The sequence below is a fragment of the Yimella sp. cx-51 genome (assembly GCF_017654605.1).
Taxonomy (GTDB): Bacteria; Actinomycetota; Actinomycetes; order Actinomycetales; family Dermatophilaceae; genus Yimella.
Map to the genome: position 1 here is coordinate 13983 of NZ_CP072114.1, position 13122 is coordinate 27104.

General features: G+C 67.2%; 9 protein-coding genes. All 9 read right to left on the minus strand.

The window, feature by feature from the left end; genetic code table 11:
* Complete coding sequence (locus J5M86_RS15220) at window positions 1-969, minus strand: hypothetical protein (RefSeq protein ID WP_188061727.1); 969 nt, start codon at window positions 967-969, stop codon at window positions 1-3.
* Window positions 970-1140: 171 nt separating this feature from the next.
* On the minus strand, window positions 1141-2949 hold the full coding sequence (locus J5M86_RS15225) for a hypothetical protein (protein ID WP_188061728.1): 1809 nt from the start codon (window positions 2947-2949) through the stop codon (window positions 1141-1143).
* Entirely contained in the window at window positions 2946-3800 is an 855-nt protein-coding gene (locus J5M86_RS15230; protein ID WP_223158699.1) for a DUF4913 domain-containing protein, read from the minus strand. The genes J5M86_RS15225 and J5M86_RS15230 overlap by 4 nt, the downstream gene beginning before the upstream one ends.
* Window positions 3794-5596 carry a type IV secretory system conjugative DNA transfer family protein gene (locus tag J5M86_RS15235; protein ID WP_208965172.1) on the minus strand — a complete coding sequence of 601 codons (1803 nt, stop codon included), beginning with the start codon at window positions 5594-5596 and terminating at the stop codon, window positions 3794-3796. The genes J5M86_RS15230 and J5M86_RS15235 overlap by 7 nt, the downstream gene beginning before the upstream one ends.
* Complete coding sequence (locus J5M86_RS15240) at window positions 5596-7332, minus strand: toprim domain-containing protein (RefSeq protein WP_188061730.1); 1737 nt, start codon at window positions 7330-7332, stop codon at window positions 5596-5598. Before J5M86_RS15240 ends, J5M86_RS15235 begins: the two co-directional genes overlap by 1 nt.
* Window positions 7329-8960, minus strand: a complete 1632-nt coding sequence (locus J5M86_RS15245) for a hypothetical protein (protein WP_188061731.1) — start codon at window positions 8958-8960, stop codon at window positions 7329-7331. The genes J5M86_RS15240 and J5M86_RS15245 overlap by 4 nt, the downstream gene beginning before the upstream one ends.
* A 10-nt stretch (window positions 8961-8970) precedes the next feature.
* Window positions 8971-10494: an SCO6880 family protein gene (locus tag J5M86_RS15250; RefSeq protein ID WP_188061732.1), complete on the minus strand. Its 1524-nt coding sequence runs from the start codon at window positions 10492-10494 to the stop codon at window positions 8971-8973.
* Between the two features lie 31 nt (window positions 10495-10525).
* Window positions 10526-12295: a hypothetical protein gene (locus J5M86_RS15685; protein WP_188061733.1), complete on the minus strand. Its 1770-nt coding sequence runs from the start codon at window positions 12293-12295 to the stop codon at window positions 10526-10528.
* Window positions 12292-13089, minus strand: a complete 798-nt coding sequence (locus tag J5M86_RS15260) for a hypothetical protein (RefSeq protein WP_188061734.1) — start codon at window positions 13087-13089, stop codon at window positions 12292-12294. The genes J5M86_RS15685 and J5M86_RS15260 overlap by 4 nt, the downstream gene beginning before the upstream one ends.
* Window positions 13090-13122 lie beyond the last annotated feature (33 nt).

Here is a 13122-nt window from a genome sequence, read left to right on the forward strand (position 1 = left end):
TCATCTACGCCGCTTGGCGGCTACGCGCGTCAGCCTTTTCACTGCGCGTCGCGTCGACCAGCTGATCTTTCGGCTTTGAGCAGCTGGTGCTTCGTGCACCAGGGATTCCATACCCGCCAGGTCAACGATGAACTCGTGCTCATCTGGCAGGTATGCCAGCATGCGCCCGGGTGGGATGTGAGCGGTCCACACGTGTCCAACCTGGCCCGGCGATTGCCGGGTGTGAGCGAAGTGCTGTGCGATCTCAGGGTTGCTCGTCCACGACACACCGGTCCGGTTAATCGCGGTGGCTCCTCGCCACAGCTGGAGCGGACGCTCGGGCCTGTGTGCTGGCTGTCCGGCCACGGTGAAACCGTCGCCGTCCGCGAGGGTGCGGAACATGCTGATCGCCACGTCGCGGCCGATGCCCCGTCCGTCAGGGCAGTACCGCCAGGCCCAGCACAGCTCGTCCTGGAGCAATGTCCGATCAGTCCGTCCTGCCTGGTGTAGCTCACCCAACGCTGCGAGCGTGGCGCGTTCGTCGCCGGCGTACTCCTTCAGCCATCGTCGTGGGATCGGCGTGGGATCGGTCAGCGCCAGGTAGGCCATTGCGAGCATGCGGCGGTGCCGCATGTTCTCTCTCCGGTGCTGATCGGCAGCTTCGCTCGACCACCAACGCTCAGCTTCCTCTAGCCGCTCGATGCCCGATTCGCGCATCCCCGGCGGATCGTTCACGAGGCAGGAGCGCAGCTGGTGCAGGTTGGAAGACACCATTGGCACGGGTGATCCCTGCGTATAAGGGCGGGTTAGCCAGAGGCGGTGCCGCCCGTCTTCGATCCGATCATCCTCATAGGAGTAGGTCACCGGGTCGTCATCCACCCACCGCTGGACGAGCTGGTATTCCCCCACTGTGAGTGGGATGGGCACGTCGACAGTGGTGTGTTCAACCGTGTGGTCGAGGCCGGCCGGCCCCTGCATCGCATGGTGCACGGCGTACTGCGTTGCGTGAGCGATCGTGGGCCAGCTGACCTCAGCGGTGCTGATTGGGCGCGGTGACCGGCGATCGATGACATCAGGATCTTGTGTGATGAGGTGCTCGGACGGGAACCAGCACCACGCCCAAGGAGTGCGAACGTGAATTGTCCTGGGCTCCCTCATCGGTCACCGGCCACGGCCCAGCTCAGCACTGCGCTGCACTCCTTGGGTGCTGGTCGTTTTGCGAGCCTTCCGCTGCTTCCCGGACCGCCGAGCATCGGTGACCATCTTCCCGGTCGGTTGAGAGAACCCATGCGACGAATCGACCACCGCCTCCCGGGCATCGTGGGTCACGCCTGGCGCGGACAGATCGGCCTCGTTGGCCCGGTCGTAGGTCGCGGCCTCCCCTGCTGCACGCATCTCTCCTTCACGCACAGCGCGTTGTTCGTCGCCGTGCCACAGCGCCGCGGTTGCTTCTTCGGCGTAGCTCCTCTGACGTTCCACGTCAGCGCGGTCTTCACCACGAGCCGCGACGCTTGGGTCGGGGTGGGTTGCGTCGGCTTCGCCAGCGCGTGCAGCTGCCTGTGCGTTGGAGGCGTCGATCCGGTCACCGTATTCAGCGGCCCGGTCCGCGAGGACGTCAACGAGTAACCATTCACGCCCGCGTCCTGGTGGCTGCTGGTCGTGCACCCACTGGCCAGGCTCTGCGCCATGGCGAGCCACGAACTGGCGGTGCAGCTGCTCGGCGGCCGCGCGATCGCCAGGGGTCGGCGCGGCCACCACGCTGGCCGCTTGCCAGGACCGGGCTAGCTCTTCCGGCGAAGCTTCGCGTGCTGAGGCTGGGTCCAGGTGGGGTGCGTACACCGCCCGGAGCCGGTCGTCGACCTCCGGCGAATGCTCAGCTGCCCGTGCCCGGTCTTGTTCCGAGACCCGCGACTGCTCAAGCTCGAGCGCGCCCCGCTCGTCGACGCCGGCCGCCCACGCCTCCTCCAAACGCGCGGTGCGCTCGGATTCCTCCAACCCTTCGACCTCCTGACCGGTCCAGGCTGCCCACTCTTCTTGCCGGCTCCGCAACGGGACGGCCCCGGTGTCCCGCAGGGCTGTCATGTCCGCTCTGAGCTGATCGCTGGTCTCCCGGTCGAGCAATCGAGGTTCCAAATGGCGGGTGTAGTACGCCGGCGCGTACTGCATGGCCATCTCTTGCGCGTCCTGCACGGTGAGTTCCGGTTGCCGCTCGGGCGCGGTTGCCCACACCCGATCCAACTCTTGGAGTTGCTGGGTGGTGATTTCCTGCGTGGCGGGCGGGTCCAGGTCGGTCCGGCCGACGTGGCGCGACCATTCCCGGACGGTCGTTTCGTGACTGAGCATCCCTGTCCGGTTCCACTCGTGATGGTCCTGAACGAGCCGTGACGCCACCGACAGGTCGAGGGTGCCGTCTGAGGCCAGGAGGCGGTCGTCGCGGTGGCGGGTGTAGTACGGCGGGGCGTCCCGTTCGGCCCACTCCACCGCGCGGTGCACCTGCTCGTCGGTCACCGTTTCAGGCGCTGAGGAGGAGGGGGCTGCGTGGGCGTGCGCGGCCGTGGCGCGTGCCAGGACGTCCGATGGTTCTTGCCCGTGCTGGGTCCTGATCGCCTCACCGATCACCCGCTCGGATTCGCGCGCGACCGGGTCTTGCCCGGCCCAATACCGGGCGTGCTCCCACGCCATCGCAGCCTGCTCGGGCGTGGCACGGTCGACGGTCGCCGGGTTCGTGAACGGCCGGTACACCGTCCGGGCGGCATCCCGTTCGTCCAACCACACCCGGTCGGCTTCCCGCAGCACCCGATCCTGCTGCTGGTTCCCGTAGCGGGCCTCCAGCTGCGCCTGGTGCACCCGGGCGGCCTCGGTACGTTGACGCTCGGCCTGCCGGCGGGCGACCCGCTCCCCCAACTGCCCCAACCCCATCAAGGCGGTACGCAGCACCCGGTCAAACTCGTTCCCGATCTCATCGCTCATGATGCTTCCTTCGTCTCAAATGCCAGCGTGCTCCCACGCCCACCGATTTCTGCCTCGTCATCGATCGGGAACAACCCCGCAGGGGGCTGCACGTTCGCCCACACCGGTTGTGCCTTGTGCGACCCCCGGGCCGCGTCGCATTGCTTGAATGGCCCGCTTTCGCGGGTCAGCGCGGCCATGTGCACATCGAGGTGATCCCGCCACCACACCGACAGCGCCGGCGCGGGTTCTTGCCGCATCACCTCGAATGCTTCCCAGCACGCCGACAGGCGGGAGATCGCTTCGGCGTGCTCCCACCACCGGGCGCACCACGCGACCCCGCCACTGAGCGGGTGCCGCCAGTTGGGCAGCACATACGACTCCACGAACAACGGCAGCGACGCGAACCGCAACCGGACCCGCGGCGGTTCCTCACCACCGCTCCCCTCCTCACGGATTTCGGCCGCGGGCGCGATCGCCGCCAGGGCGGCGACGTCCAGGAGCTGGGCTTGCTCGCGGGCCCGGGCGGCTTCTTCGCGCAGCGCCCGAAGCCGGTACCCCGCTTGGGTTCTGCGGGCCTTCACCGTGGCCAGCTTCTCCTCGAGCTGGTCGAGTTCGGCCGGGTCGGTGTCGCCGTCGACGAGTTGGTCGACCTGGCGCTGCATCTTGTTGATCTGGTCTTTCAGGGTGCGCCGCTTGTGCTTGGCACCGGCCACCTTCGCGTCCAGCTCACGCACCCGCGTCCACGCAATCCGCACCTTCGGATCGGCGGGATCGGCCTCGCTGGAGCTCACCGCCGGCGGTGCTCCCGCCGAAGACATCTCCTCAGCTGAAAGTTCGGGGTCTGCGTGGGCGGCGGTTCGTTTCACCATGACCGGGACTTCCCTTCTTTGCCGGCGGTCGTCGAGGCCCACGCCAGCGGCCGCGCACCATCCACCTTGTCGTCGTCCTGAGCCGGTCGGTAAAGGTCGCGGGACGCGACGACAGCCTCGTTCATCGCTGTGCTGGAGGACCAGTGGTCGAGTCGGATGAGGATCGGTCGTGACCCGGTGGCGTGCAGGATCGCCCGCCCTTGCTCCAACGCAGTCAGGTCGGCCAGCGTCACGATGTGCTCCTGGCGGTGCGTCTCGTTCGTGCTCGACCCGCCCTTTCCGCGGCTGCGGGTGCGTTCGACCCAGTGACGGTCCCCGATCATCTGCACCACACCGGGCAGGAACTTCTCATCACGGATCCCGCGCCCGATCAGCAAAGCGTTCGCGCTGGAGTACATCTGTCGCCACCCGTTCTCCCCCCAGCACTCTTCGCCTTGCGCCGGGTTCTGCAGGTAGACAGCCAGGAGCATTCCCAATCCGCCGTAGTAGGTGAACAGGTCCGGGATCTCGGGGATGCGGCACACGTTCGCGGCCTCATCGAGCTCGAACACGATCGGCGTCGACAAACGTCCGCCTTCGCGGGCGGCTTGCTGCTCGCCGGCGATCATGACCGCCCGTGTCAGGGCGGCGACAACGGCGCGGCCGGCGGCTCCGCCGCGTCCCTTGGACAGCAGATACAGGGTGTCGGTGGAGGTCACGAACTGCGCTGCGGTGAAACGCCGGCGAGTGTCGGTGGGTCCGGTGCGGGTGATCCACCGCACGACCTCCGGGGATCGCATGAATGACACCCATTCCCGAGCCCCGCCATACACGCCATCGCGTTGCTTCTCGGTGAGGTTCATCTTTTCCCGCAGATCGGTTGCCACCTGGGCGTACCCGTGACGCTCCAGCAGGTCGAGCGGGTCAGCATGATCCATGCGTTGGTTCGGGTCCGACAGCCACTCGTACACCTGCGTAACGGGCTGATCAGCGACCGCAGCCGCGAGGATCAGCGAGGACAGCAAGGATCGTGAAGCGCTGGTGAAATACGCATCGGTGCGGGCGTTTCCGGGGGTCACGGCGGCCGCGAGGATGTCGACAAGTTCATCGGCCCGCTCGACACTGTTGTCGACGAAGTCGAGCATGTTCCAGTACCACTGCGACTGCTCGCCCTGGCCGGCGATGTTCTGCAGGTCCATGCACCAGATCGCACCGGCGGCTTCCCGGGCCGCGCGTGTGTCGTAGAAAACGTCTGGTTTGTTGCTGGTCGTGACGACCGGCAACCCGGTCGCGCTCAAGATGTGCGGCACGACCTCACACGAGGATTTACCGGCGCGGGTGCCCATCACCATGAGCAGTGACCATTCCCATCCCGACCACAGCCGCCGCTTGCGCAGGATGCTGGTGCCCACCGGGAGACCCGCGCCGACCACGCCCAGCTCCTGCGCGGCCTTCTTCCCGGCCTGCTCCGTCAGCGGGGAAAGGTCGCGGTTGGTGGACATGTACTTAGCGCGCCCATCGATCCGGGCCCGCCCCTTGTTCCATCGCCACCAGGCCCGTCCGGCGGCGATCGCCACACCGCCAAGCGCGACGCCCTCACCGATCAGCACGACCGTGGCCGTCGTTGACCATGAGCGACCATCACCGCTAAACAGGCTGGTGACCCAACCTGTCACGGACCCGTGCCCGTGACCGCCGGCGGCCGCGGCCACCCACACCATCAGCCCACCCAGGGCGATGATGCCGACGGCGCCGAAGCCGCACCCGGCCAGCACCACATCCTGGCCGCGCCGGTCCTGACGCTCCGGTTGCCGCATCACATGCCCCGTTCACTCTCGGTGCTGCTGCTCAGATTCCGTTGGGAGTGGGCTGGTTGTGCGGCCACTACTGGTGACCGCTCAACCACCCCCGCCCGTTGCTGCGCCGCGAGGGTTTGCAGCTGCTCCCGCACCGACGCGCGGCCGGTGTCCGCGGCCTGCATTGCCTCCGCCCCGGCCGTCTCACTGACTTGCTGGGCGACCGTCCGGTCCGCACCGCCCGCCACGGCTGCGGTGCGGTCCTGGACAGCCTGAATCACTCCGCGGAGGTCCTCTGGTGGAGCCACGCCGGGGTCGCTGCTGCTCAGGTCCCACCCTGCATCGGCCACAACATCGGCGATCACAGATCTCGTCACGGCGTCGTCAAGGTCTACCCACCCCGTGCGCTGCACATGGTCGGCGAGATCTTCGATCGGTCGCAGCCGCTCGAGGGTCTGTTTCTCAGTCGCCGCGAAATGGACACGTTCCCGCGCCATGTACCGCTCGGTCGCGCCCTCGTCGTAGGCGTACTGCGGATCCGACGCGAGGGCGGCGTACACCTCGCTCTCGTCGAACTGCTCCGGGGCCCGCCGCTCATACTCGAATCGGAGCGTGTCCACCAGAGCCGACCGCTCCCGGTCATGAAGGACAAAACCCCCAGCTGAACGACTATCCGCCCCGGGAGCAGCCAGGCTGACAATGCCGGGCTCTGCGCCCCTGACAGCGGCGGCCAGGTCATTCCGCACTGCCTGGGTTTCCAAGCCCGAGCGTTCCGCGATCCGTGCAGCATCGGGCGCCCAATAGCAGGGCTCCCGCTCCGCTGCGACGCTGATTGCTGCGCCGGCGCGGCCGGCGGCCAGATGGTGCTCGATGAGCAGCTCGCCGGCCGGGCGCGCCTGATCCAGCCTTGTCTGGATCCCGGCCGCACCGTCCGTTTTCAGCACATCGGCCGGGTCTGCTCCTTCGGGCCCGGTCGTCATCAACGGTTCGACCCCGTACTGCGCCAACAACCGGAAGTCCCGCTCGGCGGCTTCCCACCCGGGGCCGTCGTTGTCGCGCCACACGATCGGTTCCTGAGCCAGCTCGGCCAACCGTTCGGCATGCCCTTGAGTCAGTGCCGTTCCCAGGGTGCCGGCACCGACCACCCGTCCACCCGACCCGATCGTGATGGCCAGGGCGTCCGCCGGCCCTTCCACGATCGCGACCTGCCCACGAACCGGCAGAGCCGAACAGAACAGTTCGCCCTTGTCGAACAGTTCGGTTCGCTTGGTGTTGATGTACTTCGCTGTTCCGGGGTTGTCAGGGTTCTCCCGGCCAACGAAACCGGCGATGCGGCCAGTGTCGTCGTGCACCGGCATCACGACCCGGTCGCGCATCAGGTCCACGACCCGGCCCCGGCCCGAACGGAACGCGACACCGACCTGCAGCATCTCCTCCTCGCTGACCCCTTCAGACTGCAGATGCTCCACCAGTCCACGCCACCGATCAGGTGCGCACCCCGGCCGCGCTCCGCGGTCGCCGGCCAGATCAACGTGGGTGCGACCGGTCAGGTGCTCCTGCGCCCACGAACCCTCGTAGTGCGACTCGAACCATTGCGCCGCGAGCTCGTTGATCGCGTACATGCGATCCACGACGGCGGGGTCCAGCCACTGCCGGGCCGCAGCACGGCGTTCGCGTTCTGGTGAGCGGGCAGGTCGCCCGGACGGTTCTTCCCACGCTGCCAGCGCGGCCCGCGTCAGCGCGTCGTCGGCACTCATTCCTGACTCCCGTACATGCGTGCCGCCCGCAGCTCGTCCCAGGAGGAGTTGGTGTCGTTGACTTCCTTCACGACCGGAGACAAGTTGGCGCGGAACGCGATGCCGGGTGAGCGCCCCACCTTCAGCAAGAATTTCCCCCGGCCGGGCGGCTCCCCCTCTTGGCTGGTGTCCGGGTCAACCGCTGGTTGATCGGTCCAGCCGACCAGGGCATCCTGCTCGGACTGTGACATGTCGAAAACCGTGACCAGGTTGCCCATCTCCTTGCGGGAGAGACCGCCCATGACCACCAACGGGGACTTCTCCACGAAGCCCCACGCCAACGTCGTCAGCTGAGGGTCAGGCAGCCGTAGGTCCTCCATCGTGTGAGTGCAGAAGATCGCCCCGAGCTTCAGGGTGCGGATGAGCCGGATCATCACGTCCAGGTACTTAGCGATCACCGGCAGGGCCTTGAGTGGGCGGTGCAGCTCGTCACCCACCAGCAGGTAGGTGCGATCCTCAATGACACCGGCCGCGGCCAGGTACTTCGCTGCCGCCACCGTCGAGGACAACAGCGACCAGGTAGCCAACTGAGCCGCGCCCATCAGCTCATCAGCGCCTTGCGGAATGGACGACAGGTCCATGTCCACCGGCCGAGTCAGGTCCAACTCGAAGCTGGACTGCCCTGCGAACGTCGCGCCGAACGGCCCATCACCGCCCAACGCCGCCAGCGATCGCAACAACCCCTCGGCCAAGTCGTCGTAACGGTTGTCATCACCGCGGTCATAGGCGACTTGGCGCAGCCGGTCGTGCCGAGATGCAATGACCGCGACCAGGTCCTGCAGCACTGGCACACCGTCGTGCTCCTGATCGAGCACGTCGATCCCGGCCGCAAGAAGGGTCTTCTCGGTGTCGGCCAACGGCTTGCCGCGAACGATTTCCAGCAGTCCCTGGGTGAGGTTGATCCGCGAGTTCCGGATCAACGCCAGGCACTCCAGCAGTTCCTTCTCAGGCAACTCCGACAGATACCCGGCCATCGGTCCCGGATCCAGAGGGTTGATTGTGCCTGCACCCGGGCCAACCTGAATGCGGTAACCACCGATCGAATCGATGACTGGCCCGAAGTCGGTGCCCGGGCGGATGTCGCTCATGATGATGGGGGTGATGCCCCACACCGGCATGATCCCGACCATCTGCCGGATCAGTGAGGTTTTCCCCAGTGCGGGCAGGCCCAGCAAGAACATGATCGGTGACAGCAGCCGGTTTGCCAGGAACCAGCTGATCGGGTCACAACTGACCCTCTCCGCCGCCGGCGTCAGTGTCCGCCCCAGCGGCACACCGACCGAGGGCAAACCGCCGGAGATCCCGAATGGGTAGAAGGCGCCGTTTACCTGAACACTTGTGCCGCGGATCTCCGGTGGCGGTTCCCGCCAGAACGTGCGTCCACCACCAGGTCCAGACCATCCCCGCTCCCCCGGTTCGGTGATGGTGTCGGCATCCCACGGGTTCAGCAGCACCTTCGTTTGCTGCCGTCGGCGTTGCGCACGTTCCTGCTTCTCCTGCTCGGCACGGTCAGGACCGGCCCCGGCCCACCGACCCACGGCCGCTCGCACCGCTGCGGCCTGCTGTTCGCGCTCCATCAGTTCAGTCATCAGCTTCTCCTCACAGCGCGTCGCGCACGACGTCTGGCAACTTGGTTTCGCGGGCCACGACCATCCCGATCGGGGTGGAGGCCATCGCGGCCACCGTCTGTGACCCGTAGGCGATCCGGTGCCCGAGTCGGCGGCGGTCCAACAGGCCCTCGATGGTGTTAGAGGAGAACTCCAGCTCCTCATCGGAGAACGCCGTCGCCGTCACGATCATCGAGAAGCGCTGCAGCAGAGCACCGGCGGATTCTTCGTCCTCGGTCTTCAGCGCCGCGTTGAGTTCGTCGCGCTGGCGGGAGGTGACGCGTTCCTTCTTGCTGGCACCAAACGAGGCGGACTTCACCTGCGCCTCCGCGGCTTGTGCCGATTTCACTGCCTCTTCCGGCCGGAAGAGCACTGCTACCCGTTTGCGCTGCACCTCCGAATGCGGGGCCAGCAACGGGTCCAAGGCTTCGTCGGTCTGCTCACCACGGGCCGGGCTGAGCATCACCCACGACCGCGACACCGCACCGTCGTGCTCCCACCGGTCGTAGTGCTCCAAGGCGAGCATCGGGCCTGCGTCGCGCCAATCCAACCCCGTGCCACGACGTGTCTGCCGAGCATCGTCGATCGCCGCCTCCGCCGAGGGGTTGACCATGCCGTGCACCGTGTCGATGAGTTCCTGCGCGTCACAGAAGCGTGCGGTGTCACCCGCACCCGTGGTGCGGATGTCACCAAGGACGAACGGCAACCGGCCGGAAAGGTAGGTCCGCATCTGCTCCGCCGTCCGCGGTTTAGCGCCCAGGCTGCGACGGGCATCAAACGTGATCGTGACCCATACCCGGGTCATCGGCTCCCAGTCGTCCTCACCGGCGAGGGCCTGTTCAAGCGCGATCCGGGAGAATTCCGGTGCTCCCTCGACCATGCCGCGGGTTGCGCTGGCTCGCTGGCGACGTCCGGCTCCGGGCACCGTTTCCACGATCACTGACGCGCCGGCGACCCGCTCCAGACCCAGCGAGGCCAAGAACCCACCCCAGGTCGCAACCAGACGGTCCACTGTGCTCTGGTCCCGGCCCGCGCGCCCAGGCGGCATGCACCGGATCGCGACCGTCCACAACTTGCTCTTAGGCCACTCGATGACCCCAACCGCGTCACCAAGGTTGGTTTCCCACTCATGCAACACCGTTTGCGCCGCCATCCCAGGCAGACGAGTGCGACCGTCCGGGGTCCTCCCGGTCGGTCCTTGCACCAACGCCGTCTCACCGCGCCGGCGGGCCTTGCTGAACGCGCGCCGGCGCGCAAGCCGATGCGCACGTGACCCGTGCCGCGACGGCAGCACCAGCGGGATCTCCACGACGAGGATGAAGAGGGCCAAAGCCGCCATCAGCCAGTACAACTTGAAGAACATCAGCGGCACGAGCATGAACGTCGACAACCCGACGACGGCGCTCTCCGCTGGTGAGGTGGAGAAAAGTCCCGGCCACCCAGGCCGACGGAAGTTGCCGTACCGGATCCTCTCCTTGCTCGCGGTCCCCGTCGCTTCATCAGCTGCTGTGGTCATGTGCATCTCCTTCAAACGGTTTCGGTCAGGCTCAGTGGCCGGGAGGGATGAGTCGGTCGGAGCTCGACATCCGCTGAGCGGCCGCGCCGCTGGCACGGGCCCAGGTGGGCAGCGCTACCGACGGCTCTCGACGAGAGGCAGGTCTGCTCGGCAGCGGCCTCGTCGACCCGGGGGATCCCTGCCCGCGACCAGGTGACCCATTGGGTCGCCACGAGCTAGCCGACGCCGCGCCATACCCGCCAGTGCCTAGTGAGGAGGGACGCGGAGGTGCGGCCGGCGGTGCCGGCGCAGGGCTCGACACCGGGGCCGGGTTGGTACCTGAACTCTTGACCCCGCCGGTCGCGCCGTACCTTCCCGGCAAGGGAGACGGCGCAGACGCCGCATTAGGAGGTGCAGTACCGGAGTTCTTCGCTCCCCCACCACTCTTGGCGAGGACTGAGGACCCTTGACCCGAAGCCCACGGCGCAGCTGCCGCACCGCCACCAACAGACGAACCATTCACCGTCGCTGTGCCGCCGACATTCGCGCCGGCCGACTTCGTGACCGATCCACCAGCAGTGGCCCATCCGGAACCACCACCGGCGGACGGTAGGACATTTGATGACCCCTTGGACGCCACACCACCAGCGCCAGCGGTGCCGCCCTGGCCACCACCACCCATGAGTGCAGCAGCCACGTGGCTACCACCGCCACCCGGGGACGATCCGGACGTAGTCATCGATTCAGTACCGCGACCGGTGGGGGATTTCACCGCCGATCCACGGGCCGCAGCTCGGCCACCCGCTGCTGCGGCCGATCCGCCCATCGTGGCCACCACAGCCGACCCAGCCGCGACCGCACCAGCCGCAGCTCCACCCGAGAATGCGCTCGAGCTTGTCGCGGCCGCCAGCGGCACGATGAACCGGATCACCGCCGGCAAAGCGATCGCGGCCATGAGCACCGTCATGAACCCGTACATGGTGGTCATGAAGGCGTCGCTCTTGGTCGCGCCCTCGGTTCCGCTGCCGTAGATCAGCATGAATCCGAGCGCGTAAATTGCCGCAGCCGCAGGCTTGTAGACCATAAACGAGATCAGCAGGCCGATGACCTTCTTGGCCCTGATCCGACCCTCTGCGCTGGCAGCCGTTGCGGCCGCGAAGTGCATCCACAGGACCAGCAGCATGATCAGCGGTCCGCGCATCATCATGAACATCAGCTGCGCTAGCGAGGACAGGATCGCCAGCAGCGCCAGGATGAACCACACCGCGACCGATTGGTTCGCCGACATGGCCTCGTCGACAGACACCAGCCCGGTCAGCGATCGGCTCTGCCCACTCGCCGACAGCAACGACTCCGACAACGCCGACGTCGCGGCCAGTCCTCCTTGCACCGCACCGGCCAGGCCCAGCTGCACGGCGACCAGCATCATGACCTGCATCGCGGCTTCACCAAACGGTTGGGCCGAGACCTGACGGATCGCTCGGACGCAGCACACGACGACCGATATCAGGCTGCACAACGCAACCCACCCGGCGAGCCGATCCGACAGGATCTGCATCGGCCCGATCATCGCCCCCTCGGGCGCGCTCGGGTTGGTCAGCTGAGGGTCCGGAAATTTCATCCAGAACGTCGACAACCGTTCCAACATCCCGACCATGCCTTCAAGGAATCCCTTGACGATCTTTTCCCAGGCCCCGTCCGCGACCGCATCAACGGCCTTGCCCGCACCCTTGGACAACAGGCACCCCGGGAGACTGAGAGCGCATCCCACCACATCGCCGAGACCGGGTGGGGCGGCGACGGGTGCCGGCGCTGGCATCATGACGCACCCCCGGGGCCCCACTGGGTCAGCATCGCGAGGGAATCCAGCGGTGCCGGGTCCGGGCCGAGGTTCGCGCCGTCCATCTTCCAGTCATCCCCGCTCCACACGATCCGTGGCGCGACTCGGGTCCACGTCCCAGGGCGGGTGCTCACGGTGACCGCGAACTCGACTTGGGCCGCGTCAGGGCTCCACGCCAGCACCCGGTAGCCGGCGATGCCGAATTGCGTTGAGGTGTCCGTGGTGCCCGGGCTCTGCAGCGTCTGATCGCGGGCGGCTCCCGGTGTCATCTGGTGCAACGCCACCTGGCGGGCGACATCCGGTGCCTGCATGAACCCCAGGAACGTGTTGGCCGCGAACGCCACCGCACCCCGTGGGGACCGGTCAAAGCAGCGCCGCAACCCATCGCTTTTGACCTTTGGACCGGCCTCCGTGGAGGGAGACAGGACCTGCCCCGTCACCTCCCACGTCGTCTTCAACTCTGCGGTCTCTGCCGGGGCGGAATCCTGCTTCGGGGTGGGGCACTGACCACTGGCAGCTGTCGACGATCCGGATGGAGCGCTCGAGCTGGCCTGACCTGCGCCGGAGAGTGCCGGAGCCGTCACCGTTCTGGTCACCTCAGTGGGGCCAGCGTTCTTCTGCCCGCCCCGGCCCACAACAAACACCGCGATCATCGCGACCACGACCAGGAACATCGTGCCCAGCGCGAGCACCCACCCCGGGCCGCGCATGCCCCAGGGGCGGGGCTCATCAGCCCGGGTGTCCTCGTGCTCACTGCCGGTCTTGTTGTTCATCATGTTCGACCTCCTCGGTCACCAAAACGGTTGAGT

Bases quoted from the DNA above. Each gene is read 5' to 3' on its own strand.
- J5M86_RS15225 (WP_188061728.1), bottom strand. From the start codon at position 2,949: ATGAGCGATGAGATCGGGAACGAGTTTGACCGGGTGCTGCGTACCGCC.
- J5M86_RS15230 (WP_223158699.1), bottom strand. From the start codon at position 3,800: ATGGTGAAACGAACCGCCGCCCACGCAGACCCCGAACTTTCAGCTGAG.
- J5M86_RS15235 (WP_208965172.1), bottom strand. From the start codon at position 5,596: ATGCGGCAACCGGAGCGTCAGGACCGGCGCGGCCAGGATGTGGTGCTG.
- J5M86_RS15240 (WP_188061730.1), bottom strand. From the start codon at position 7,332: ATGAGTGCCGACGACGCGCTGACGCGGGCCGCGCTGGCAGCGTGGGAA.
- J5M86_RS15245 (WP_188061731.1), bottom strand. From the start codon at position 8,960: ATGACTGAACTGATGGAGCGCGAACAGCAGGCCGCAGCGGTGCGAGCG.
- J5M86_RS15250 (WP_188061732.1), bottom strand. From the start codon at position 10,494: ATGACCACAGCAGCTGATGAAGCGACGGGGACCGCGAGCAAGGAGAGG.
- J5M86_RS15685 (WP_188061733.1), bottom strand. From the start codon at position 12,295: ATGATGCCAGCGCCGGCACCCGTCGCCGCCCCACCCGGTCTCGGCGAT.
- J5M86_RS15260 (WP_188061734.1), bottom strand. From the start codon at position 13,089: ATGATGAACAACAAGACCGGCAGTGAGCACGAGGACACCCGGGCTGAT.